Source organism: Vibrio sp. A1-b2 (genome assembly GCF_021726015.1).
GTDB lineage: Bacteria > Pseudomonadota > Gammaproteobacteria > Enterobacterales > Vibrionaceae > Vibrio > Vibrio diazotrophicus.
On sequence record NZ_JAKKCI010000001.1, the window covers coordinates 1 to 26,143 of the forward strand.

The window sequence follows — 26,143 nt, forward strand, 5'->3', positions numbered from 1 at the left end:
CCAGTAAAACTAGAATTACCTTTCTCATTTTTATTACCCAACATTTCCGCTCTACCTTGAGCAAGACAATAATTACACTTATACAATTAAATAAATATTGGGTATGTCATACTTTATAGTACATAACAGTTCTTATACGGAACGATTCTTTTAAAACTGTTCTGTATAAGTTGTATCTCATTACTACATAATGTTCCTTAACTTAATAAAAAATAATGAGTTCTGCATTATTTACTTAAAGTCTCCTCTCAAAATGTGGAGTTACTCCTGTTAATCTACCCACATCATGGTTTCATACCGAAAACTACCGTTTACTTCTAGGGTAAGAGTATGAAGTCTCCATTTCTAAACGACTTAACTGAATTTATGATCGTGAGGCATTATGCAAAAACTACGATTCATACTTACTGTTACTGGATTGTTCAATTCATTCGCTTCAACAATAACCAACATCCAAACCAGTTAGGTCGAGAAGAAGTCGAAGCGTTTTTAACTAATCTGGTCGTGAAGTTACAGGTTTCTGTCGCAACACAATCTCTCGCTTTAAACGCCCTGGTCTTTTTATATCGAGATTTTCTTTCTAAACCGCTTGATTTGGATATGAGATTCCAAAAGTCGTCGAAGAACAAAAAGCTACCTGTCGTTCTAACGGCTAAAGAAGTAGTGCAGGTTTTTAAGCTTATACCTGTTCAATCACGTTTGCCCTTTCAATTGATGTACGGTTCTGGACTACGTTTGATGGAAACCGTTCGTCTTAGAGTGAAAGATATCGATTTTGACTATGGCGCTGTACGCATACACAACAGCAAAGGCGGGAAAAGTAGAGTCGTCACCTTGGCTGAAGAACTTCATACCCCTTTGTACAACCAAATTGCTAAGGTGCGCCTGATTCATCAACAAGACCTGAGCACACCAGAATATTCAGGAACCACCATCCCCTACCGATTAGCAGAGAAATATCCATACGCACCCAAGAGTTTAGAGTGGCAATTTTTATTTCCGTCGTTACACCTCAGTCAATTTGGTACAGATACAGGATGGTATCGACACCACCTGCATGAAAACTCACTACAAAAAATCATCAGAAAAGCGTCAACGAATATGGATACACATAAAAACATCACCTGCCACACATTTAGGCACTCATTTGCCACTCACTTACTTGAGTCAGGCAGTGATATTCGTACCGTCCAAGAACAACTCGGCCACTCAGACGTTAAAACAACACAGATCTATACGCACGTTATCAACCGTGGAGCTAGCGGAGTGAAGAGCCCTTTGTCCAATTTAGGTATATAAAAAAAGGCGGATCGGTTAACCGCATCCGCCTTTGCATTGTGATTGAAATTCAACAACTAGAGGTTAGAAATACACAGAGAATCTTTAAACACATGACAATTCTCTCGGTTAAAAGTGAGTTCAATCTCTTCACCACGCTTCACCGCGACATCGCCTGATAGGTGGACTTTATTGTTCTCATATCCACCAATCACACCAAACAGATAGGTACTGTTACCAAGCCGTTCAACTGCGTCTGTTTTAAAATGAAGCGAATAGTCGCCTTCTCCGCCGACGGATAGATGCTCAGGGCGCAAGCCGAAGATCAGCTTATCTCCTACCGCAACTTTTGAAAGGTCGATATGTAAAGTGACGGATTGACCATCCGGCAGTTTGAGGGTTGCGCCATCTTCCCCAATATGAGTCACTTTTGCTGGTAACATATTCATTTTTGGAGAACCAATAAACCCAGCAACGAATTCATTCGCTGGGCGATTATAGAGTTCAAGCGGTGAACCGACTTGCTCAATGCGACCATCTCTCAAAACTACGATTTTGTCTGCCAGCGTCATGGCTTCTACCTGATCGTGAGTAACATAAATCATGGTAGTGGCAAGCTCACGATGAAGGCTAGAAATTTGCAAACGCATGTCTACACGCAGTTCAGCATCGAGGTTGGATAGCGGCTCATCAAACAAGAACACTTTCGGGTTACGTACGATCGCTCGGCCAATCGCAACACGTTGACGTTGGCCGCCGGACATATCTTTCGGCTTACGATCCATCAAATGATCAAGTTGTAGCGCTTTTGCAGCAGCATCGACACGTTGTTTGATTTCAGCTTTTGGAAAACCGTTCATTTTCATGCCAAAGCCCATATTCTCTTCTACCGTTAAGTGTGGGTAGAGAGCATAAGACTGGAATACCATCGCAATGCCGCGCTCTGCAGGGTCAACATGGTTTACCACTTCATCATCAATGCACAACACGCCATCTGTGATGTCTTCCAAGCCAGCGATAAGGCGCAATAATGTTGATTTACCACAACCAGATGGGCCAACAAACACAACGAATTCACCGTGTTTAATATCGAGGTCAACACCATGAATCACAGTATGTTCGCCATAGCGCTTAACAACATTGGAAAGATTAATATTTGCCATCTTTACATCCTTAAATTTGCTTCTTTAGAGAGCAATAGTTAGCTCTCTACCGATAATGCGCTGGCAACTGAATTGCCAGCACAGACGGCATCTGGTTAAAACTTCAATTCAACTTGGTAACGGTAACGTTCGCGGTCAAGTTTAAATTCGTCATGCACGCTTGGTGTCCATGAATCATCGCCGCCAACACCCATGTGGAATCCATCTATTCTCACGAACAAGTTGCCACTGTCTTTCAGCTCGTTGGTATGTTTTGCTTGAGCAATGTTGTCTTGAGCAAAACGGCTCACTGAGAAATGGAAGTCACCTTGTACAGTAAGCTCGCCAACTTGAGCTTCTTTTACATCGCAACGTAAACCGCTGTCAGATGGGAAAATGTATCCAGTGTGCATCTCATCTTGGCTAGCTTTGTAGCGACCAATATGCGCTGAATCCAAACGGTCTGGGTAGTTCTCATGTGGACCGCGACCAAACCACTCTACCGATTGTTGTTTCTGCGGTAACGCCAATTCCATACCTACACGAGCCAATGGAGGCGCGCTTTTCGCGACGCGAGCATCAACATCTATTGATACCATTCCGTCTGCGTAAATGTGATATGTCCATACTGTTGCCATTAATACGCCGTGCGAGTTTTTGTGTGCAAACTGAGTCACTACCTCAACTGAATTCGCTTTATCAAAAAGCTGTAACTCAACACATTCAACATCAAGCTGATTAATGCCTGCAGCATCCCAACGAGCAGACCATGCATTTGGGTCAACGCGGTCAACTTCACTCACACCAATATCGTTATCCAACGGTGCGCGGTAGAAGTTGTCTTTTGGTCCAGAAACTAATTTCTCTTCGCCACCCACAATCCAGCTATCAATCACACCGGTTTCTTTGTTGAAGCGTATAGAAAAATCTTCACCGCTTATCATTGCGTTATCCGCAAACATTGATGAAGTCAAAACACCTCTTGGTTTTGCTTTATTTAATGCCAGTGATGATGCAGACGGCAATTCAAATTGATGAGTAGCCGTAGTATGACCCGCCTGTGCCCACGCTGTATCACCAATCAAACTAACCTTAAGGTTCAAATGATACGACTTACCGACTTTAACTTCCGGTAACGCTTTAGTAAGTTGCAACTGAATAGACTGCTCAGCATCCACAAGCAGAGGCATTTCACCGCTTTCAATAACTGCACCGTCTTCTGTGATCGTCCAAGAAAGCTGCTCATTATCTGAAGAGGTAAACAAGTTCTCACTGGTCACTTTAATGATTAATGGTTCAGCACCAAGCAATTTAAATTGGTAGAACTGCTGTGCGTATTTCGCTTCCAAAACAGTTGGATGCACAGTGCGATCTGGGAAAATCAAACCATTGATACAGAACTGACGGTCGTTGATTTCATCGCCGAAATCGCCACCGTATGCCCAGTATTTGGTGCCGTTTTCATCGGTTTTAGTAATGCCTTGGTCAACCCAGTCCCAAATAAAACCGCCTTGCAGACGTGGATAATCACGGAAGGCTTGCCAGTATTTGTTGAAGCTACCCAAGCTGTTACCCATAGCATGCGCGTATTCGCACAAAATCAATGGACGATGTTCACCCGGTAAACCTAGCCATTTTTTCAATGCATATTTCGGTGTCACCGTTGGGTCGATGTGATGTACTTGGTCTTTATCGACACGAGAATACATAGGCACGATGATGTCAGTCGCTGCTGTATTTGAACCGCCACCTTCGTACTGAATCGGGCGTGATGGGTCACGCAGTTTTGTCCATTGGTACATAGCATGATGGTTGCCACCAATACCCGACTCGTTACCGAGTGACCAAATAATCACAGACGGATGGTTTTTATCGCGTTCGACCAAACGTGTAATACGGCGCATGTAGGCATTTAGCCAGGTGGTGTCATCAGAAAGGCGGCACATCGGGAACTGACCGTGTGTTTCAATGTTCGCTTCATCAACCAGATACAAACCGTATTCATCACATAGCTCGTACCACAACGGATCATTTGGATAGTGAGCGGTACGAACTGCGTTAAAGTTATGCTGCTTAAGCAGTTTGATATCTTGCAGCATAGTTTCGCGGCTCATGGTATGACCGGTTTCTGGATGATGCTCATGGCGGTTAGCACCTCGAACTAGAATCGCTTTGCCATTGACCTTAAGCAGACCATTGGTGATTTCTACACTACGGAAACCCACATTGTAGGCTTCGCAATCAAGTTGCTCGTCACCCTTAAATAAAGTGACAACGCAACGATATAAGTAAGGCGATTCTGCGCTCCACTTATGCGGGTTCTCAACGTAGATGTTATGCTCAGCACGCTCTAGCCAAGGACCTTTTTCATCAATGATGCGTTGCCCACAGTTTGCAGACTTCACGCCAAACACTGAGTTGCCTTGCGCATCAAATAGCTCAACCTCAACACGGTTCGCTGCATTTTTCTCGCTAATGCTGGTTGTTACATTCAACCAACCATCGCGATAACACGCATCCAGAGGCGTTAAGATTTGCACATCCTGAATAGAGATTTGTGGTTTAGCTAATAATGTGACATTGCGGAAAATGCCGCTTAACCACCACATGTCTTGGTCTTCCAGATAAGAACCGTCAGACCAACGAATCACCATGGCTGAAAGCTGGTTTTCATCTTCCACTAAGAAGTCCGTCAAATCGAACTCAGCGGCTAGGCGGCTATCTTGTGAGTACCCTACCCATTTGCCGTTGCACCAAAGATGGAATGCAGAGTTCACACCATCAAACGTAATGGTTTGACGCTTACCTGTGAAGTGTTTTGGCAGGTTAAAGTTTAGACGATACAAACCCGTTGGGTTTTCCTCTGGTACATAAGGAGGTGTATCCGAAAACGGATACTTCACATTGGTGTAGATCGGTTTATCGAAACCTTGTAACTGCCAGTTGCTAGGTACTGCAATTGTGTCCCACGCGGAATCGTCGAAATCCGATTCAACCGACGCTGCTAATACGCTTTCAGGGCGGTCAAACAGCTTGAATTTCCACTCACCGTTCAGTGATAGCTGATTCTCAGACTCTTGTTTTGTTAATGCGGCTTCTTTATTTGCGTAAGCTTTAAGCGGCGCGTGAACGGCAAGCACATTGTGATGTGTTACATGCTGATTTTCCCATTCGCGAGCACTAATAATTTGTTCAAATGTTCTCATTTTTATTATTCCAGACTTATTTCACCGAACCTGTCATACCTGCAACGAATTGCTTCTGCATCGCGAAAAACACAGCCAAAGTCGGAAGCGTCGCAATAACGGTTCCCACCATGATGATTCCGAAATCAGGGAAATAGGCAGACGATAAAGATGATAAAACGAGGTTAATTGTTTTTAATTCGGCAGATTGCAGCACGATCAAAGGCCACAAGAACGCATTCCAAGATGTCATGAACACAATGATAAACGCGGCGGCATAAGTGGTTTTCATCACTGGGATGTAAACAAACAGGTAGATTTTCCAATCTTTCACACCATCGACACGGGCTGCATCAATCAGCTCATGCGGGAATGCTTTGGTGCATTGGCGGAAGTAGAAAACGATGAATACTGATGCGATGGTAGGCAACATCACTGCTGCATGAGTATCTAACAGTTGAGCTTTCGCCATTAAAGTAAATAGCGGAATCATCAACGCGGCAAACGGAATCATCATGGTCAGCAGTAATGCGCCGTAAACACGGTCGCGCACTTTGCTTTTGTACACTTCAAAACCGTACCCTGCCATTGAAGAAATCAATAACGTCACCAAGGTACTGATAATGGCGATTTTGCTGGTGTTCCAGAAGATAAGTCCCAGATCTACCTGCTCGCTCAAACGACTGATGTTGGCAAATAACTGGTCACCAAAGCTGAACTTACCTTTGTTAATATCTGTTGCGGTATTGGTACTTGATACCACCATCCAGTAGAAAGGAAATAGCGATATCAAAGAGAACACGCTTAGGAACAGATACATCAATGCGCGGTTAAGTTTGTTCTTATCCATCTTTATTTATCCTTAGCGATCTTAAATTGCATAATCGCAAGCACTGCAGCAAAGAATACGATGACGTATGACACTGTCGCGGCATAACCGAAGTTTGGCACGAACTTAAACGATAAGTTGTAGATGTACATCGAAAGCGTCATGGTCTCATTCGCTGGACCACCAGCAGTAATGTTGACTACTTCATCAAACAGTTGCAGCGTACCAATCGTCGACATCACGGTAGTAAACAGAATCACTGGCTTAAGTAATGGCACAGTAATAAAGAAGAATTGCTTAGTTGGGCTAACCCCTTCCATACGCGCGGCTTCGTAGATGGACTTATCAATATTTTGCATCGCAGACAGGAAGAAAATCATGTTGTAACCCGTCCAACGCCAAGTGATCGCAATAATAATCGTCACTTTTGCCCAGAAAGGATCAGACAACCAAGGGATTGGCTCACTGACAATGTGAGTCCACATCAAAAATGAGTTAATGATCCCTTCGTACGAAAACATACTCTTAAACAGAATCGAGTACGCCACTAATGACGTAACACAAGGTAAGAAAATCGCCAGTCTGAACAAACTACGAAACTTCAGATTCGGAGCATTCAGGCATGAAGAAAGAATCAGTGAAAGCATAATCATCACTGGCACCTGAACCACGAGAAAAATGAAGGTGTTCTTCAGTGATTTAAGGAAAAATGGGTCGTTGAACAGACGCAGTACATTGTCAAAACCGACAAACTGCATCATAACGCCGCGTCCGGAATGCATCGACATCCAGAGCGAGCTCAAAATCGGGTAAATCATAAAGAGGCTGACGAGAACGACAGCAGGAAGAACAAACGACCAACCGTTAATATCGTAAAAGCGGTGAAAGCTTTTTTTGCTCTTTTTCTGTTTTTTACTGATGGCAGTAGAAGTATCCATAAGACAAACCAAGAAAGCATTGAAAACAAGGCACTTAGGCACCTATAAAGGTGCCTAAGGAAGACAATTAACGTAGTTGGAACTCAAGTTGTTGTTGAACATCGCCCAACACTTTCTCGATTGGTGCACCCTGAACAATCGCAGGTAGCATAGAGCTTAACGCTGCATCAACCTCATAGGTGTAGATGCCGTAGTTCACTTCTGGGATCTGACCTAGCCAATCTGTGAAGTTCGCGTAAATTTTCTGACCACCAAAAAACTCATTGCTGTACTGATAAGCCGCCGATTGCCCAGAAGGCATATATGAACCAACGGCGCCACGCTCTTTAAGAATGGTTTCATAGAAAGGAACATTAGAGCCAAAGGTTGCGTTAAGGAACTTAATCGCTTCTTGCTTCTCTTTCGAAGAGTTTAGTACGTACCAGCTTGAACCACCTAAGTTCGATGCGTTTACCGCGCCAGCTTTTTGCAGACGAGGTGTCGCTGTCACAGCCCACTCACCCGCTTGATCTTTACCCGCTTCAACCGATGGCGTAATCCAAACACCAGTAACAATAGAAGCCACTTGACCACGGTTTAACGAACCAACCCACTCAGACCAACCAATTGTTGGGCGAGAGACTTCTGGGCTCATCAACTCTTTAAATACATTTAGTGCTTCTTTTAGTGATTCGTTAGTAGTGATATTTAGAGAGCCATCTTTGTTGAAGTACCACTCACCACCTGATTGCATCATCACGCGCACTAGGCCAAGGTCATCTGGGTTCATGCCCAGCATGGCAACGCCCGTTTTTGCTTTCACTTGCTTACCAATTTCGATGAAACGTTCCCAAGTGATGTTCTCTAAATCTTTCGCAGTAAAGCCTGCTTTCTCAAGCAAGTCTGTACGGTAGTACATACCAGTAACACCCGTGTCGAAAGGTAAGCCGTATACTTCACCGTTCAGCGTCATAAGGTTTACTTTGTATGGTGCGAAGTTTTTGTAATCAACGTCTTTTGTCATAGGCGCAAAAGAACCTGGGTATGACTGAAGGTATTTTTGAGCGTTGTAATCTTCAATAAGAACCACGTCAGGAAGTGATGACGTAACGCCTGATGCAAGCATAGTGTGCAGTTTCTGTTCGAGGTCAGCCTTAGCAAAGTCCACCACATTGAACGTGGTTTCTGGGTGGTCTTTCATATAAACCTTCGCTGCTTCTTCCATAATCGCAACGTTAAAGTTTGGATCCCAAGCCCACACGGTAATTTCGTCGGCAAGTGCTGCATTACTGAAACACGCCAAACCAATCGAGGTTGCAAGCATATTCTTAAGCATTTTCTTATTCATAATCACATTCTCTTTTTTATGAGTAGGGTGCCATATCACTTCAACCAACCACTGATTTGCACGATGAAAACATTCCGTGTTCATCATTCATCAAAGCAATATGGAAACGTTTACAATTCAGGTTAACATTCACCATCATGAATATGTAAGATCTAACCCTCATTTTCGTGATCGTCTAAGCATTAATTTCTAACAGCGCAGCCACTTTGAGGCTTTCAACTTTATATTTTTAGCTTTCACAGAAACTACAACGAGTACGAGAATTCAATATAAACAACTGTTTTTATTGTAAATATCATAAAGAAAGCAGCTGGTTATTAGATATTACCCCTAAAGCCACCTTAATCTAGGCGGCTTCGAGGTTAAGTATCTGAAAGGTTAAAAATTAGAGGGTACAAAATGAACAGATTGAAAATAAAAACACTGTAAACGCATCCAATCTCTCATGTAAAAAAGAGGATTTCTTATTAAACCGGTGGTATAGCACTGTTAAATCAATGGAATACCAATTGCTTTTACCGAGAAAAAGACTTTGCCAGCAAACTTGCTGATTTGAATATGAGTAATGCTCTGATTATCGATAGAAAGAGAGGTGTATAGCTGAGGATTTTGCCAGTCAAGCCCAAGAACATGAGCAAGAATGAAGCGAATAGGACCACCGTGAGAGACGATCAGCGTATCTTGCTCGCAATGCTGAACAATCTGTTCCCAAGCTTCGGTGACACGTTCATACCCTACTTGCAGAGGCTCCGCATTAGGTAAAGTGTTTTGTGCAGGGTTCGCCCAAAACTGCTCTAGCTTTTTCCACTCATGAGTTAAGTCATCGAAAGGCACACCATCAAAATCACCAAAGCTCTGCTCTTTTAAACGCGGTTCGATCACCAGCTTAAGTGTCGGATTAAGCCCTGTGACGAGCTCTGCCACTCTTTGACATCGAATCAAAGGCGAAGCATAAACTTTGCTAAACGAATATTGTTCTAAAACACGATGAGCGATAGCGTTCTGAATTGATTCATCAACCACTACATCTTTATGACCATTCAGCGCGGGCTTTCCCTTGGTTTTCCCATGCCTCAAGAGGTAAAGGTTAAACTGGTTTTGGCTTAAACTCATTTTTCTCCCTTCAGAGTCATTGGCGTTCCTGCGACGACGAAATCGACTTTCCCAGCGATTTTTGCCACCGCTTGATTCATCCATCCGCTATGGTCGACATACAATCTGGTTAATGTGCCCATAGGTACAACGCCCAACCCTACTTCCGTCGAAACACAAAGTATAGTGGCTTGGGTTTCGGCCAATGCGTGAGTGAGCTCATTCAATTTCTGCTTTATTTGTTCACTGTTCGCGTTCTCCCCTAAATAGTGAATCACATTGTTCAGCCAAACCGTCAGGCAATCCACCAGCACCACATCGTGCGCTTCAAACTTGGACAGCAATTGTGCTAACTCTACAGGGCATTCATGATTGTTCCACATTTCATCTCTGCGAGATTGATGTAATGAAATACGCTCTTTCATTTCTTGGTCGAAAGGCTCGGCGGTTGCAACATAGTGGAGTTGTGTTTGAGGGTGGCTGAGTTTACCTTCTTCTAACAGTCTTATTGCTTGTTGCTCAGCATAAGCCGATTTCCCACTGCGAGCGCCCCCTAAATACAACCTTACTGCCATGTTGTGTTCTCCACTATTTCTGATTCGATGAATTAAGCCACATATTTGCTATGAAGCACAGTGAGTTATCGCACTTTATAATGAATTGATTTGCCAGCCCCTTCACACCATCTTCTCACTTATCAACCGTGAACTTTATGAACAAAATCGACACAATAGACAATATTATTTTTATCTCGTCTTTACAGACTTATCGTTAACACACTCATAACATTTCACTACCCGTTAAGCACTTTATGCCCTACATGCGGGAAACATAACTATAAGCGTCATTCTGACTGGATGATGCGGAAACATAAGGAACGTGAAAATGTTAAAACATATCAAACCAACCCTTACTGCGTCGCTTCTTGCGGCTATGTTCTCACTACCTAGCATGGCAGCAGAGCTAGAGAAAATTCACTTTTTAATTCCTGGTGGCGCTGGCGGTGGTTGGGATATGACGGCTCGTGGTACCGGTGACGTATTAATGAAAACTCACCTAATCGACAGTGTTTCTTACCAAAATCTTTCTGGTGGCGGCGGTGGTAAAGCTATTGCACACCTTATTGAAACTGCCGATCGTCAAGAAGACACCTTGATGGTGAACTCTACTCCTATCGTTGTTCGCTCCCTTTCAGGTGTATTCCCTCAATCATTCCGTGATTTAACACCCGTTGCAGCAACAGTAGCGGATTACGGCGCACTGGTTGTATCTGGAGATTCCAAATACAACTCTTGGGAAGACGTCGTTGCTGATTTCAAAAACGACCCTAAAAACGTGAAAATCGCTGGCGGTTCAGCACGTGGCAGTATGGACCACTTGGTTGCAGCGGCGGCGTTTAAAGGTCAAGGCCTAGACCCGAAAGCAGTACGTTATGTAGCGTATGATGCAGGCGGTAAAGCTATGGCAGCGCTGCTCTCAGGTGAAACTCAACTGCTATCTACTGGCTTGGGTGAAGTGCTGGAGATGTCTCGCAATGGTCAGGTAAAAGTACTGGCTATCACAGCACCTAAACGTCTTGAGTCTGCGCCTGATATTCCAACTCTGGGTGACTACAACAACCCTACCGTATTTGCTAACTGGCGTGGTTTCTTCGCAGCTCCAGGTGTAAGCCAAGAGAAAGTGGATGAATGGAATGCGGCACTAAGCAAAATGTACACTACGGACGAGTGGAAAGTGGTTCGTGACCGTAACGGTTGGATCGACACTTACAAAGCGGATAAAGAGTTCTTTGCGTTCTTAGAAGATCAAGAAAAGCAAATGGGTGACCTAATGCGCGAACTCGGCTTCCTGAAATAATCTCTCCCTTGGGGCAACTCATCCTTGCCCCAAATTTTCCCCGTAATTGAGTGTGCTTATAACTCCTTTGTTTATTGGTTGGAAATTCGACTAGCAGCGAATGACTTACTTTTGGTTAATGATGTTCATTACCTTGCTCAATTACGGTTCTTTTTTCCTAGATTAACTACTACGTAAAACATGGAGTTGGATATGTCGGAGTCGCCAACGAATTTATTCAGCAAAGAGAACTTATTGTGCCGCGATCGAGTGGGCGCTATGGTTTTTCTGGTGCTGTGCCTTTGTTATGGGTATCAAACCTCTCAGATCCCTATGTTTCCCGGCGATGAATATGAACCCTTCAACGCCAGAACCTTACCAACAATCCTGACCTATATCGGTGTTGGATTATCGCTTCTTCTGCTGATAGCGGGCCAACCTGATAAGAAAAGCGGCGCGGTACTGGATTTCAACTGGAAACTTCTAATTGGCTTTCTAGTGCTAATGACGCTGTATGGCGTTGGCTTAACCTACTTAGGCTTTGTGCTGGCAACGGGTTTGTTCCTTTTAGCCGGTTTCTACTTACTGGGCGAACGTCGTAAGTCTGTGCTGTTTGGCGCATCCTTCCCGTTTGTTGTCGCTTTCTATTTGTTATTAACCAAAGGGCTGGATGTTTATCTAGAGCCCGGTCTTATTTTCACTATTTGGTAGGAACGGATTATGTTAGACGGAATTTTACAAGGACTCTCTACCGCCGTAATGCCATTTAATTTATTGATGGTTATCGTCGGATGCTTTGTCGGTACTTTCATTGGTATGTTGCCGGGTTTAGGACCAATTTCAGCTATAGCGTTGATGATCCCTATTACCTATGGTTTAGACCCTTCTTCAGGCCTGATTTTAATGGCGGGTGTCTACTACGGTGCGATTTTCGGTGGTTCAACATCGTCGATTTTGATCAACGCGCCGGGTTGTTCTGCAACTGTGGTTACCGCTTTTGATGGCTACCCAATGGCGCAAAAAGGACAAGCAGGTAAAGCGCTTGCTCTGGCCGCTTATGCTTCGTTCACCGGCGGTACCTTATCAGCAATCATGTTGCTGGTTGCAGCGCCTGCGTTGGCAAAAGTCTCACTCAGCTTCCAGTCTTCTGATTATTTTGCACTGATGATGATGGGGCTTTCTGCCGTGGCGGCATTTGCCGGTAAAGGGCAAGTACTTAAAGCATGGATGATGACCATTCTTGGTTTGATGCTATCAACCGTGGGTATCGATAAAGGCATTGGTGTTGAACGCTTTACCTTTGGTTTAACCGATTTAATGGATGGTTTTAGCTTCCTACTATTGGCAATGGCTACGTTCGCGCTGGGTGAAACCTTAATGGGCATTTTAAAGCCCGAGCTGGATACACGAAATGAAGAGAGCAATAAGCTAAGCAATATCGGCAGTATGAAAGTCACTAAAGAAGAAGTACGTGAAGCTGCGCCTGTGGCACTGCGTTCATCACTACTCGGCTTCTTTACCGGTGTTTTACCGGGTGCGGGTGCAACCATTGCAGCCTTTCTCAGCTACGGTATGGAGCGTAACCTTGCACCTAAGAACAAACGTGAAGAGTTTGGTAAAGGTTCATTACGCGGTCTGGTTGCTCCAGAATCGGCAAATAACGCGGCTTCAAGCGGTTCGTTTGTTCCGCTTCTTACACTGGGTATCCCAGGCTCAGGCACGACAGCGATTATGCTTGGCGCGTTGATCGCTTACGGCATTCAACCGGGTCCAAGACTGTTTGTTGAGCATCCAGATGTGTTTTGGTCAGTGATCATCTCAATGTATGTCGGCAATATTGTTCTACTTGTTTTGAACTTACCACTGATCCCATACATTTCGAAGTTACTGGCAGTACCAAGAACCGTGCTTCTGCCTATGATTCTGTTCTTCTCAATCACAGGGGTTTACTTAGTTTCATTTAACACGATGGACGTGTTCATTATGATTCTAATCGCTATGGGTGCTATTGCTTTACGTCTGGCTAACTTCCCATTGGCTCCCCTACTACTTGGGTTTATCTTAGGTGGTTTGATGGAAGAGAACTTACGCCGCGCGTTAATGATCTCGGATGGTGAAATCAGCTTCTTGTGGGAGCGTCCAATTACACTTGCATTTACTGTTATTTCAGTAATAGTGCTCACTAGCCCAATCGCGGTGGCAATTGCGCAGCGATTCCGTCGTCCACAAACGGCCAAAGTTTCATAACCAGTTTTTGTATTTACCTCTTCAAGCCTAGTGTTCTCACTAGGCTTTTTTGTGTCTGGAAAAAATAAACTTAAGGATGAGTTTTCGATTTTTTTGTCGACATAAATTTCACGCTTGTACTCGTAGTATCTGCGCTATAGGTACAAATACTCTCAGAGGTACAAACCGTGAAGCCAGGTAGAACAGGTATTCAACGCATTATTTTCGCAACAGGCTATTCATTGAAAGGTCTTCAAGCTGCGTGGATCAATGAAGCCGCATTCCGTCAGGAATTGGTGGCTTCCGCACTGCTCACCATCAGTCTGTTTTTCCTCCCTGTCACTAATCTGGAACGCATCGCTATGGTGGGTTCTTTAACACTGGTTTTGCTCGCAGAACTCCTCAACTCAGCGATAGAAGCTGTGGTTGACCGAATTGGTAGTGAAAAACACGAACTCAGCGGGCGCGCCAAGGATATTGGCTCTGCTGCGGTGTTTGTTGCTTTGGCATTTGCTGCTTTCACTTGGCTAATTATTTTGGTGTAACACGATGAAACTGACTAAACCAAACATCTCACTTTCTTATGCTGGTATCACCTTAGTACTTGCCGTCTTTTTCGCATTAGTAATGAACCTGCCGGTATATTCTTCGCTGGTTGGCATTCTCGGTAAGCTAGATAGCGTAAAAATTGGCTTCATCATCTCTTTACCATTTTTCTTCACTGCCGCGTTGAACTTTTTGTTCAACTTGTTTAGTTGGCCATACATTACTAAGCCTTTCTTCATCACGTTAATCATTGTCTCTAGCTTTGTAAGCTACGCGAGCTATAACTACGGTACGCTGTTTGATACAGAGATGATTAACAATATTGTTGAAACCGATACCAGCGAAGCCGGCTCTTACTTAAGTCTTTATTCTCTCGTTTGGGTTGCGCTACTTGGCTTCCTTCCAGCAACTTTGCTAGCGTTTACCAAAATCAGCAAGCCACGCTCATGGCTCAACTTCACCTTGAGAAAGCTCGGCTCCATGATGGCTTCTTTGGTGGTCATTGGTGTGATTGCCATAATGTACTATCAAGACTATGCCTCTGTTGGTCGCAATAACAGTTACTTGAAAAAACTGATTATTCCTACTCAGTTTGTTTACAGCACAACTAAGTTTGTTCAACAGAAATACTTCTCTACACCCATCGTATATAAAGAGCTTGGTCTAGATGCCAAACAATCGCCAGAAGCACTGGCCGCTGCGAAGTCCAAACCGACACTGTTTGTCTTCTTGTTGGGTGAAACCGCTCGTTCATACAACTATGAGCTAAATGGTTATGATCGCCCGACTAACCCTTACACTCGTGACTTAAACGTAATTTCGTTTAAGGATGTAAGCTCATGTGGTACTGCCACTGCGGTTTCAGTACCTTGTATGTTCTCAGCGATGGACAAAGGCAGCTTCAGTCGTGATGTTGCCGACAACCAAGACAACGTTCTGGACATTCTTAGCCACGCAGGCGTAGACGTCGCTTGGCAAGAAAACGATGGTGGCGACAAAGAAGTTGCTAAACGCATTAAGAATACCGAAATTAACCGCAAGCGTGTTGATGATATGTGTAACGGAGAAACCTGTTATGACATGGCGATGCTGGAAAACTTCGACCAAAAAGTGGATGAGTTAAAAGGCAACCGCATGATGGTGATGCATCTTATTGGTAGCCATGGCCCCACTTACTTCCAACGTTATCCAAAAGAGATGGGAGCATTTCAACCGGATTGCCCTCGTAGCGATATCGAAAACTGCAGTGTCGATCAGATCGTCAATACGTACGACAACACCATCGCTTATACCGATTACGTAGTAGCGCAAACCATCGATAAGTTGAAGGCACTGCAAGACAAATACAACACCGCTCTGGTTTATATCTCTGACCACGGTGAGTCCTTGGGTGAAAACGGCATGTTTTTACATGGTATGCCTTACGGCCTAGCGCCAAACAACCAAACCCATGTGCCGCTTATTGTTTGGTTGTCTGATGGCTTTAAACAACAGAAGCATCTAAAAACAGATTGTTTGAAGAGAAACGCAACAAGCCACCAGTACTCACAAGATAACGTGTTCCATTCGTTGCTTGGCATCATGGACGTAAGCACTAACGCCTACAACCCTGATATGGATTTATTCGCTAGCTGTCGCTCTTGATTGATAAATGATGTTTATCACTGTGCTATGTTTGCGCCCTTCAACGGGCGCTTCTTATTACTGGTGACGTCGTTTGAACACAATCCGGTATTTAAGTAAAATCGCCACACATTCAAATAACGAGCATAAGCCTGTGGCAAAACATACACCTGTGATAGAAATGACTTCCTATGGTATCTATTCCCATTGGGATGCCAAAGCCAAAGAACTGCCGAAGATTAAAGAGTTCACTCAGGTGATTACCGCAGAGGAAGAGATTGAATTCGGTTTTATCGTCAATATTAAAAAAGCCAAAGGTCAGCTTCTTCAGTTTTGTATCCATCATCCCGGCATCATCAACAAGAAAGGACAAGTTCTGGCACCATTTGATGGTGAAGTATATGTTCGCAGTAATGATTGGAACTTCTATCTTGGCGACACGATTCAAGTGCTCTGCCCGATTAACGGACTAGAGAGCAACTACGGCGAATGGCGGATGACGTTAAAAATGGAAGGTAAAACCATTGCCGAGAAAACATTCAAAGTTGTTGCCCGCGATGAAGGACAGTTCTGGAAAAAGCGAGGGTTTTAACCTCGCTTTTAGATACACACCATTTGCAAAGTGGTTAAGTGTAGCTATATCAAAACTACGTTTTTGGTAGAACAGTTAGGATAAGTAACCAGCAAATAACGTTATTCCAAAGAAGATCAGCACCAATCCAGCCACTCTTTCTATAATGTGTATCACCGCTTTGAGTTGCATTTGAATTCGTGGACGCCCAATCGCGGATGCGATAAATAGATCCCAGAGTAAAACCGCAAAAAACATCCATACTCCGCAAGAAACTTGCTGAATCAATGTAACTTCACTACCCAGAATAACGGTCATTAAGCTCATGTAGAACAGAGCATTCTTTGGGTTGAGCAATGCTGAATTCAAACCAAGGAACAGCTGATTAATAGCCGATGGAGCTTTCTCCTGTTCGTGTTCAGCCTCGACTAATGTCTCTGTTTTTTGACTTTTCAGTAACCTTTGCCCTATCCACAAAAGATAGATAGCCCCCAAAATTTCCACAAAGGAAAAAACGAGCTGATTGTCCCGAATGTTGGTCCAGCCCAGTATGGCTAATGCGATGTAAAGAGCGTTTCCTAGCGCGACGCCAAGGCAGATAAATCGACTACCTTGCAATCTATGACGAATTGAGTGACCAACAATTAAGAAAAAGTCTTGTCCTGGGCTTAAAAGCGCAACAAAGTGAGCCAGCGCCAATGCAGGAAAAGCAACCGGAAAAAGCGTTGAAAGTGACATGAATATTTACCTATAGCCAAAACTGTCGTCAGACTATAGGTTTTCCAACTTAACAATTATTGTCGAAAATTGACGTTACTTGCTGATATTGACGTGGCGTTGAGGCGGTATAGTTAACGAAAGTGCGATGCAACTGACTTTGGTCTGAGAAACCGACTTCTGCCGCAACATCAACAATGTTCATCCCCGACTTAAGTAAGATCTTCGCTTTTTCGATACGACTGTTGTTTAAAAATGACTTGGGCGTAATACCAAGCTGCTTTTTGAATAGTCTAATCAATGTTTCTTTGGGTCGACCCAGTTCCTGAGAAACAAGATCCAGCGAAGGCGCACAAGCAATATCCTGAAGCAGTCGCTCGCGTAACTGTCCTACCAACTCATTTTCATCGTCGTTGTGCGTTTGTGGCATACAGTAACGGCTCACCAAATTCAATAAGCGACTCTCAACTTCAGTCACCACACTCTGAGATGGCTGATCCAACAATTTGAAAATTAAACCGGATAAGTTGTCATCGCCTTCGATTGCAGTCTGCAGTTTTTGCTCACAATAATATCTTGTGACCTCGTACCCGTAGAACTTCGACAACACCTTACGGCACCATTCATCATCCAGATATAACATATGGTAGCTGCGAGGCTTATTCCCTACCGGATTACAGGCATGAACAATGTTAGGTTCTATCAGAATAATGTCCCCCTTTTTGAGGACAATATTTCCATTAGGGAGTGACAGTCGGGTCTCTCCCGACTCAATGATGCCAATGGATAGCTCACAATGGCTGTGAGCTTTATAACTCTGTGTACTGTTGCAAGTAGTGCGGAACGTCAAATAAGGAATATCCTTATTCTTCCAAAAACGCTGGTTTACATCACGAACAGTTTCTGCCACAGCACTCCACTCCATACACTCAAACTTGTTGGATATCGTATTGCACTGAACCGTTAAGCGCAATAATCGAGCTAACAATAGCCAAAGGAATATTTGAGTACTTTCAGTTACTGCCTGATGCTAGTCGTATAATCCACTCCCAAAACGTGCATTTTTTAACCGTTAAGAATACTTTTCAAATGTAATCTAAGAGAGGAATAAAATTAGAATATCTTATAAAGAATAATGTATTGATTATTCGCGTAAATTCTTCATCATTCAAAGGCTTTACCGTCTGACGTTCTCAGACCAAACACAACAATAGAAAAATAAGAAATATTTGGATGTATAAAATGAAGTTAAAACCTTTTAAACAACAAGTTCGAGGTGTATTCGCCTCTTCAGTTGCGCTTTTCACTCTTTTGTCCCCAGTAAATGCAAACGCTGCTGAATCGGCACTGAATGGAATCTTAAATTCAGGAGAGCTTAAGTTCTGTTTTGAGTCTGGTTACATTCCGTTCGAAATGACGGATAAAAATGGAAATTATGTTGGATTTGATATCGATTTGGCTAAGCAGATGGCACGCTCAATCAACGTTAAATTTGTTCCGGTAAATACGGCTTGGGATGGCATCATTCCCGCGCTAAAAACCGGCAAGTGCGATTTTATCGGCGGTATGACCATTACGCCGGAACGTAATTTAAGTGTAAACTTCGCCGATCCGTACATTGAAGTTGGTCAGACCATACTAATTTCACCTAAGCTGACAGACAAAGTTCACTCGTTCCGTGATCTAAATAATGGGCAATACACAGTCGCAACCCAAATGGGCACCACAGGTGCGGAAGCGGCTAAAAAGTACTTATACAACGCGAAAATCGATCTTTACGAAACTTCTGCCGATGCAGCACTACAAATTGCAAATGGACAGGCTGATGCTTTTGTATATGACTTTCCATACAACGCTATGTATGAAGCACAACACAAAGATACAGTGATTCACTTAGATGAAAGTTTCACCTTTGAACCTCTAGGCTGGGCGATACGTCAGGGAGATCCGGATTTTCTAAACTTCCTGAACAATTATCTGCGTCAAATTAAAGGTGATGGAACCTACCAGCGTATCCATGACAAATGGTTCAAATCAGATAAATGGGTCAACAACGTCCAGTAATCTTAAGCAAGCAGCAATCAACTACCGAACCCTTCTCGGTAGTTGAGCTGAAGTTCTCAATCGACACACGTTCGACCGAATAGGCTCTAGGATATTTGAGATAGTATTGGCTGACTTTATTTAAGCCAGCTAGAGTATTCAGGATTGGTCTCTTTCATATCAAGGTATAACCAAACCATACGGTCAACAAACCAAGCTTTGAAGACCATTATCCAAAGGTTTCCTGCTAACACAAAGCTTAGATCTAAACTCCACAAGCCGTAGATAAATACAGGTATCCCTAAAGACGTTAACGACTGCAGGATTAAAATTGGTTTGATATGGTGCTGAGGTATCGGCTCAACCTTTCTTTTCAAATAGATGCGCTCGCCAAACGTAGCCATTGAAGCCCAGTTGTTCGTTTTCTCGGGAACGCCAAATAGTCTTGGGTTAACCCACACCCATAAGAAAGAAAGTAGAATCGCAATTACTGAATAACCCCCTATCCATTCCCGTGACCAAAATGCGAGAGAGATGATAGGCAAAACAGAAAAGCGACTATAAACACTCCATGGATTTGAATGTCGATGCCAACTCGATTCATCCATTGTCATCATCTTCTCTAATCTTTTGATTACATCCACAACCACTCCTCAGTTGTACTTCTGTTGTTATTGCACAAGGTAACAAAAGCGACAGTATAGACTCTTTGACACACTGATTATGTGACACAACTATGAGCGAGCCTGAACTGAATAACTAGCTGTAGCAAGCTTACTATCTGAAAATGGAGCAACACCACGCTGCTCCAAAGCGTCTATCCCATAATGTGCAAGGCTTACAAACTCACTTGCCGATTCACACCGGACTCAATGGCAAAGTCATAATCATGGCTAACGAGAATAAAACCTCCTCGGTAATTCGATAAAGCCTTGGCTAGCATAATTTTCGAATCGAGATCGAGGTGGTTGTCGGGTTCATCAAGTAACAACAAAGGCTGCTCCTGTTGATGGCTAACAATCAACATAGCCAACTTCATCTTTTCACCACCACTAAGCGTATTCCCTAAACGAAATACACTGTCACGACGGAATCCAATCCCGGCGAGTAAGGTTCGGGCATCATGTTCTTTCATACCGTGACAGTGCTCGGTCAAGTTCTCCAGCATCGACAGATCAGGCTGAATCGTTCCGAAGTGCTGATCAAGATAATATAAGGGCGTATTTAATTGCAGCTCCCCTTGGCTAAGTGAGAACTGACCTAATAGCGTTTTCAAAAAGGTAGATTTACCACAACCATTTCTGCCAGTGAGGTGGATTTTGTTATCAGCGTAGATTTGCAGCGTGATGGGCTGAGAGCAACCAAAAGGCAATACACCTTCAAGCACTGACACTACCTTTCGCAAGCGGGTTTGGCTGTCAGCCAGATAAAGCTTTTGCTCTTTCATTAGCTCCTGTCTGGCTTTTAACGTCTGTTCTTTCTCTTGCAGATAAGTTTGACGCTGCTGCTCATTTTTATTGCGATTTGCTGCGCTCGCCGTTGCTTTGTCTTTCTTACCATCAAGTAAAATTTTAGGCTGACTGGCCTCCTTCCGTAGCCTGTTGCCTTGTGCTGCTCTTTGTTCCGCCTTTTCCCGATTTCGCTGTGCTTGTTCTTCTAGTTTCTTTTTCTGCTTATCAATACTCGCGAGCTGTCGCTCTACCGCTTGCAGCTCGGTGTGTTTCTGTTCAGCGTAAATATCGTAATTGCCACCGAACACCTGCAAACCTAACCCTGATAGTTCCCAAATTTCTTCCATTTCCCGGAGCAACTCGCGGTCATGGCTGATAAGTAAAATAGCGCCGTCGAAAACGCGCATTGAGTCAATTAACCACTGCTTTGCATAACTATCAAGGTGGTTGGATGGTTCATCAAGAATTAACAACTCAACGTCGCTTTCCAACAGTTGCCAAAGTTGTAATCGAGCCAATTGCCCGCCACTTAGCTGAGCGCAAGGAAAATCTGGCTCTGGTGGTAAACCCAAATGCTTGAGTTGCTGACTGAGACGCGCTGAAATGTCCCATTGTTCCCCGATAGTGTCGAACAAGTGCTCAGAACAATCCCCAGATTGAACCTGCTTTAGTGCTTTCAGTACGTCGTCTTTACCTAAAAAGTGGGCAATCGTTAAGTCACCCGACAATAGATGTGAGGGTTGCTGACGATAAACCGCGTATGATTTAGGTGCTGATACGCTGCCACTGGAGGGCTGTTTCTCTCCGCATAGCAGCGATGCGAGTATCGATTTTCCAATACCATTGCGTCCGACTAACCCAACACGCTGCTTAGTCATGGAGCATGAGACTTGCTGAAACAACACCTCTCCGTTATCAAATTGAAAGCTTACATTGTTTGCTTGTAAAACTGGCATAAATTGCCTCCTGTATAACAGGGACAAAGGCCGTAGCATAAATATCTAGAGATGAGATCGTTGCAAACACACAGATTCAGGCTAGGTATTTCCCTAAAACATGGTCGCAATAAAATATCGGAAAGTGAGCTACGCCTACTAACCCTGTGAATCCAAAAAATAAAATGAAAAATGGATAACAGGTTTAGTTATTCATATTGGCGTAATCTCCTGAAGAAATGATGGTCGTAGATTAGTGCATTGAAGCAAGATGAGTCAAGAGCGTTACTCATCACCTTAACTCAAGTCTTTTAGTATTGTTGAACTGGGTTACCTTTCTTGAGATAAAAAAAGCGCTGCCGAGGCAGCGCTAAGTACGAATAGAAAATTAATCTTATTTCTTGTTTGCGTACTTCATTGAGTCCAATGCTACCGCGAATACGATGATTGAACCTTTGATGATGTACTGCCAGTAAGGGCTAACACCGATGTAAGTCATACCGTAGTTGATAACGGTGAAGATGAGAACACCCGTTACTACGCCAGCAATACTACCAACACCACCAGCAAATGACACACCACCGACCACACAGGCTGCGATTGCATCAAGTTCGTACAAGAAACCTAAGTTGTTGGTTGCACTACCGATACGACCCGCTTCTAACATACCACCGAAGGCATAGAAGACACCTGAAAGTGCGTACACTTTTAGTAGAGTCATTGGTACGTTTACACCTGATACTTTTGCAGCTTCTGGGTTACCACCAACTGCGAAGATGTTTTTACCAAATACTGTCTTGTTCCATAGTATCCACATGAATATTACAGCGATGATGGCATAGAAGGTTATGTACGAGAATCGGAATCCACCTAACCGAATAAAGCCTTGGGTGAACACTGTAAAGCGTTCGTCAAAGCCCGCGATTGGTGATGCACCTACTGCGTCGTAGTAAAGAGAGTTAATACCATAAACGATGATCATAGTACCCAGTGTTGCGATGAAAGGTGTTACTTTCAAGTAAGCAACGATCACACCGTTCACTAGACCAATGATTGCGCCGATAAAACATACACAAAGGATAACCGCTACGATTGGAACGTCACCAATACTTGGGAACACTTTGTTCACGTTTTCAATCGACTGTAGCAAGGTTGCTGATATAACCGCCGCTAAACCCACCTGGCGACCAGCAGATAAGTCGGTACCTTGTGTAACGATAAGACCCGCAACACCAAGCGCAATAATTACGCGCACGGAAGACTGAGTTAGAATGTTACTTAAATTTCGTAAACTTAAAAATGATGGTTCTTGAATAACGATAACCGCTAATAAAATAAACAGAACCGCGTAAATTGCACCTTCTTTTAAGTGCTTTAATGCAAATGACTTAACAGCATCCATAATAGTTTCCCTAGAGGTAACGAGAGGCTAGCTCTAATATTTCAGTCTGAGTGGTTTCTTTAGTATTCACGATGCCCGCTGCGCGGCCGTTACTCATTACTAAAATTCGATCGGTAGTACCTAATAACTCTGGCATTTCAGAAGAAATCATAATGATTCCTTTATTTTTCTTCGCGAGCTCCAACATTAGTTGGTAAATTTCAAATTTCGCACCCACGTCGATACCACGAGTTGGTTCATCCAACATTAATATTTCCGGCTGAGTTAATAACCAGCGTCCAATAATAACTTTTTGTTGGTTACCACCTGATAGTGAGCCTATATGAGTTTGATGCGTTGGTGTTTTAACACTCATCGAATCAATTACCCACTGAGTATCACTCTTCATCTTTTTATTACTTAATAAACCAGATTTCGTTTTATACTCATCAACGTTTGCAACCAATGAGTTAAAAGTAATATCGAGGTTACCGTAAATACCTGTTGAACGACGTTCTTCAGTTACCAATGCAAAACCATTGCGAATTGCTTCATGTGCATCACGGTTTTTCATTTCACGCCCATGAAGAACAATGTGCCCTTCACTTCTTTCACGAATACCAAAAATCGTTTCAACGATATCTGTACGACGTGAACCAACAAGACCTGCTATACCTAGAATTTCGCCCGCTCTAAGTTCAAACGAGACGTCTTGAATTGAAGGCTGGTTCAACGCTGTCAGGTTATTAACTTCTAAGATGACTTCTTTAGGAACGTTAGTCTTCTCAGGGAAACGGTTTGTGAGTTCTCGGCCTACCATCATCGCGATGATCTTATCCATATCTAGGCCTTTCAATGGGCGAGTATCAACCCATTGACCATCACGTAGAATAGTAATTTCATCACAGATAGAGAATATCTCTTCCATTTTGTGAGAGATATATACCACACCACAGCCTTTATCCTTCAGCTTATTGATAATGGTAAATAAGTGATTAACTTCTTTTTCTGTTAGAGAAGAAGTTGGCTCGTCCATGATCACTATTTTTGCGTCGTAAGAGAATGCTTTCGCAATTTCCAACATCTGCATTTGAGACACAGATAAAGTCGCTACTTTAACTCTAGGATCAATATTAATATCTAACTCTTCGAAAATGGCTTTTGTATCTCGATACATTTTATCGTGATCAACAAATAAACCTTTTCTTGGATAGCGACCAAGCCAGATATTATCCATTACTGAACATTGTTTAACCTGGTTTAATTCTTGGTGAACCATGGACACGCCAGATTCTAATGCTTCTTTAGAAGAGGAGAAGTTAATATGTTTTCCTAAGAAAATAATATCGCCTTCATCTTTTTCGTAAATTCCAAATAGACATTTTAATAGCGTCGATTTACCCGCTCCATTTTCACCCATTAATGCGTGAATTGAGTGCGGTCGAACTTTTAAATTAACTTTATCTAATGCCTTTACACCTGGAAATGATTTACTCACCCCTGTCATCTCTAACAGGAATTCATGTGTTTGATCTACCATGGCATCACTTAATTGTTTTTAATTTGAAACCAATAAATATCAATTAATAATTATCAATGAATAAGTACTAATTAAGATATTAACGGGTAAATATAGGGGGCTGGGCGCCCCCTAATTATAACGTCTGTTACTCAAGAGTTGATTTATCAACACCTACGTAAGGAACGCGAACAATTTTGTCTTGCATTTCCCACTGAGTGCCTTCAGTTGCTGATTTACCTTCAGCTAGGTTACGAGCTAGTTCGAATGTTGCTTTCGCTTGAGAAGTTGCATCGTTTAGTACAGTACCAGCCATTTCGCCAGACTTAACTAGAGCTAGAGCTTCAGCTAGAGCGTCAACACCGAATACTGGGATTTTTTGGCCAGCGCCACGTAGTGCTTCGATTGCACCCATTGCCATGCCGTCGTTGTTTGCGATAACAACTTCAATTTTGCTACCGTTAGGGCCAGATAACCATGCATCCATTTTATCTTTAGCCATTGCGGTATCCCACATACCAGTATCCATGTGAAGCTCTTCAGTTTTGATACCGTTCTCGTTGATTTGCTTAACAGAATAAGTAGTACGAGCTTCTGCATCTGGGTGGCCAGGTTCACCTTTTAGCATTACGTATTGAAGTACGCCATCACCGTTTTTGTCCCAAGATGAGTTTGCTTTCCAGTGTTGTGCAATTAGATCGCCTTGGATAACGCCAGATTCTTTAGAGTCAGTACCTACATAGTAAGCTTTATCGTAGCTTGCTAGTGCTGCTGCACTTGGTTCTTTGTTGTAGAAAACAATTGGTACATCATCAATTTTCGCTTTGCTAATAATAGAAGGTGCTGCAGCTGGGTCTACAAGGTTGATAGCAAGCGCTTGAACGCCACGAGCCAACATAACGTCAACTTGGTCGTTTTGCATTGATTGGCTGTTTTGAGAGTCGTTCATTAGAAGACGAACGTCTTTGTCGCCAGCAGCTTCTTTTTCGATAGCTTGGCGAACTACAGACATGAAGTTGTCATCGTATTTGTAGATTGTGAAACCCAAAGTGGTGTCAGCTAGAGTTTGCGTAGCGAAACCCATACCAGCAGTTAACATAGCAAGTGCAGTTAGCTTTCTCATGTAAGTGTCCTATTTATCTTATTAATATACGTGTAGGGAAACGTTTACCATTCCAATGAAAACGTTTACGCATTGAAGTATATTGATTAACAGGATGAATTGTGTGAGCCAGATAGGATTTTGTTAGCGCCAATTAACAATTGTAACGGTTTGTTTAAATTGTTTGAGGCCACATGCAAAAACAGACCTCGTACGTAACATAGTGTAACAGCGAGACTTATTTCGCGTTTTAGGGGCAATACAGATCACATTTCGATAGCATTTGATTCATATATGAATGCATTTAATCACATATAAATCATCCACATAAGATGAAAGATTTTTGAAGACGATGACGCAGAGATCCTTGTTATACCTGTAAATGAACAAAATTTGAATACT

General features: G+C 43.1%; 22 protein-coding genes. 8 read left to right on the forward strand and 14 right to left on the reverse strand.

Annotated elements, in window-relative coordinates; translation table 11 throughout:
- Nucleotides 1-330 precede the first annotated feature (330 nt).
- Nucleotides 331-1,299 (forward strand): integron integrase, encoded by a 969-nt coding sequence (locus L3V23_RS00005; RefSeq protein ID WP_102965886.1) that lies wholly within the window; start codon nt 331-333, stop codon nt 1,297-1,299.
- A 56-nt stretch (nt 1,300-1,355) separates the two neighbouring features.
- Here L3V23_RS00005 and ugpC read toward each other — a convergent pair whose 3' ends face one another.
- The 7 genes from ugpC to cobU all read right to left on the reverse strand — a co-directional run bounded on the left by ugpC (nt 1,356) and on the right by cobU (nt 10,366).
- On the reverse strand, nt 1,356-2,441 hold the full coding sequence (gene ugpC, locus L3V23_RS00010; protein WP_237291770.1) for a sn-glycerol-3-phosphate ABC transporter ATP-binding protein UgpC: 1,086 nt from the start codon (nt 2,439-2,441) through the stop codon (nt 1,356-1,358).
- Nucleotides 2,442-2,536: 95 nt separating this feature from the next.
- Complete coding sequence (locus L3V23_RS00015; RefSeq protein WP_102965887.1) at nt 2,537-5,626, reverse strand: beta-galactosidase; 3,090 nt, start codon at nt 5,624-5,626, stop codon at nt 2,537-2,539.
- 16 nt (nt 5,627-5,642) lie between these two features.
- Nucleotides 5,643-6,455: a carbohydrate ABC transporter permease gene (locus L3V23_RS00020; RefSeq protein ID WP_042487499.1), complete on the reverse strand. Its 813-nt coding sequence runs from the start codon at nt 6,453-6,455 to the stop codon at nt 5,643-5,645.
- 2 nt (nt 6,456-6,457) lie between these two features.
- Nucleotides 6,458-7,372, reverse strand: coding sequence for a sugar ABC transporter permease (locus tag L3V23_RS00025; protein ID WP_042487503.1), 915 nt, complete (start codon nt 7,370-7,372; stop codon nt 6,458-6,460).
- Nucleotides 7,373-7,439: 67 nt separating this feature from the next.
- Nucleotides 7,440-8,699 (reverse strand): extracellular solute-binding protein, encoded by a 1,260-nt coding sequence (locus tag L3V23_RS00030; protein ID WP_102953157.1) that lies wholly within the window; start codon nt 8,697-8,699, stop codon nt 7,440-7,442.
- A gap of 489 nt (nt 8,700-9,188) precedes the next feature.
- Nucleotides 9,189-9,812 (reverse strand): histidine phosphatase family protein, encoded by a 624-nt coding sequence (locus L3V23_RS00035; RefSeq protein ID WP_102953124.1) that lies wholly within the window; start codon nt 9,810-9,812, stop codon nt 9,189-9,191.
- Entirely contained in the window at nt 9,809-10,366 is a 558-nt protein-coding gene (gene cobU, locus L3V23_RS00040) for a bifunctional adenosylcobinamide kinase/adenosylcobinamide-phosphate guanylyltransferase (protein ID WP_102965888.1), read from the reverse strand. The genes L3V23_RS00035 and cobU overlap by 4 nt, the downstream gene beginning before the upstream one ends.
- Before the next feature lie 310 nt (nt 10,367-10,676).
- Here cobU and L3V23_RS00045 point away from each other — a divergent pair, with 310 nt between their 5' ends.
- The 6 genes from L3V23_RS00045 (at nt 10,677) to L3V23_RS00070 (ending at nt 16,614) form a co-directional block, all read left to right on the forward strand.
- Nucleotides 10,677-11,648, forward strand: coding sequence for a tripartite tricarboxylate transporter substrate binding protein (locus L3V23_RS00045; protein WP_102942528.1), 972 nt, complete (start codon nt 10,677-10,679; stop codon nt 11,646-11,648).
- Between the two features lie 192 nt (nt 11,649-11,840).
- Complete coding sequence (locus L3V23_RS00050; RefSeq protein ID WP_042487513.1) at nt 11,841-12,338, forward strand: tripartite tricarboxylate transporter TctB family protein; 498 nt, start codon at nt 11,841-11,843, stop codon at nt 12,336-12,338.
- 9 nt (nt 12,339-12,347) lie between these two features.
- Nucleotides 12,348-13,874, forward strand: a complete 1,527-nt coding sequence (locus L3V23_RS00055) for a tripartite tricarboxylate transporter permease (RefSeq protein WP_102953122.1) — start codon at nt 12,348-12,350, stop codon at nt 13,872-13,874.
- A 167-nt stretch (nt 13,875-14,041) separates the two neighbouring features.
- Nucleotides 14,042-14,398 (forward strand): diacylglycerol kinase, encoded by a 357-nt coding sequence (locus tag L3V23_RS00060; protein WP_102942526.1) that lies wholly within the window; start codon nt 14,042-14,044, stop codon nt 14,396-14,398.
- A 4-nt stretch (nt 14,399-14,402) separates the two neighbouring features.
- On the forward strand, nt 14,403-16,043 hold the full coding sequence (locus L3V23_RS00065) for a phosphoethanolamine--lipid A transferase (RefSeq protein WP_102965889.1): 1,641 nt from the start codon (nt 14,403-14,405) through the stop codon (nt 16,041-16,043).
- 133 nt (nt 16,044-16,176) lie between these two features.
- Entirely contained in the window at nt 16,177-16,614 is a 438-nt protein-coding gene (locus L3V23_RS00070) for a DUF3859 domain-containing protein (RefSeq protein ID WP_102965890.1), read from the forward strand.
- 75 nt (nt 16,615-16,689) lie between these two features.
- Here L3V23_RS00070 and L3V23_RS00075 read toward each other — a convergent pair whose 3' ends face one another.
- Both L3V23_RS00075 and L3V23_RS00080 read right to left on the reverse strand, forming a co-directional pair.
- Nucleotides 16,690-17,331 carry a LysE family translocator gene (locus L3V23_RS00075; RefSeq protein WP_102965891.1) on the reverse strand — a complete coding sequence of 214 codons (642 nt, stop codon included), beginning with the start codon at nt 17,329-17,331 and terminating at the stop codon, nt 16,690-16,692.
- Nucleotides 17,332-17,380: 49 nt separating this feature from the next.
- Nucleotides 17,381-18,220 (reverse strand): AraC family transcriptional regulator, encoded by an 840-nt coding sequence (locus tag L3V23_RS00080; protein ID WP_237291771.1) that lies wholly within the window; start codon nt 18,218-18,220, stop codon nt 17,381-17,383.
- Nucleotides 18,221-18,552: 332 nt separating this feature from the next.
- On the opposite strand from L3V23_RS00080, the gene L3V23_RS00085 reads away from it, so the two are divergent.
- Nucleotides 18,553-19,374, forward strand: coding sequence for a transporter substrate-binding domain-containing protein (locus tag L3V23_RS00085; protein WP_102966065.1), 822 nt, complete (start codon nt 18,553-18,555; stop codon nt 19,372-19,374).
- A gap of 116 nt (nt 19,375-19,490) precedes the next feature.
- Here L3V23_RS00085 and L3V23_RS00090 read toward each other — a convergent pair whose 3' ends face one another.
- The 5 genes from L3V23_RS00090 to mglB form a co-directional block, all read right to left on the reverse strand.
- Nucleotides 19,491-19,997, reverse strand: coding sequence for a DUF6653 family protein (locus L3V23_RS00090; protein ID WP_102965893.1), 507 nt, complete (start codon nt 19,995-19,997; stop codon nt 19,491-19,493).
- Nucleotides 19,998-20,191: 194 nt separating this feature from the next.
- Complete coding sequence (locus tag L3V23_RS00095; RefSeq protein WP_102965894.1) at nt 20,192-21,760, reverse strand: ATP-binding cassette domain-containing protein; 1,569 nt, start codon at nt 21,758-21,760, stop codon at nt 20,192-20,194.
- Between the two features lie 373 nt (nt 21,761-22,133).
- The gene (mglC, locus tag L3V23_RS00100; protein ID WP_042487540.1) at nt 22,134-23,141 is read right to left on the reverse strand and encodes a galactose/methyl galactoside ABC transporter permease MglC; all 1,008 of its coding nucleotides are present in this window, start codon (nt 23,139-23,141) and stop codon (nt 22,134-22,136) included.
- Between the two features lie 10 nt (nt 23,142-23,151).
- On the reverse strand, nt 23,152-24,660 hold the full coding sequence (mglA, locus tag L3V23_RS00105; protein ID WP_042487542.1) for a galactose/methyl galactoside ABC transporter ATP-binding protein MglA: 1,509 nt from the start codon (nt 24,658-24,660) through the stop codon (nt 23,152-23,154).
- A 127-nt stretch (nt 24,661-24,787) separates the two neighbouring features.
- Nucleotides 24,788-25,762 carry a galactose/glucose ABC transporter substrate-binding protein MglB gene (gene mglB, locus L3V23_RS00110; RefSeq protein ID WP_042487545.1) on the reverse strand — a complete coding sequence of 325 codons (975 nt, stop codon included), beginning with the start codon at nt 25,760-25,762 and terminating at the stop codon, nt 24,788-24,790.
- Between the last annotated feature and the right edge of the window lie 381 nt (nt 25,763-26,143).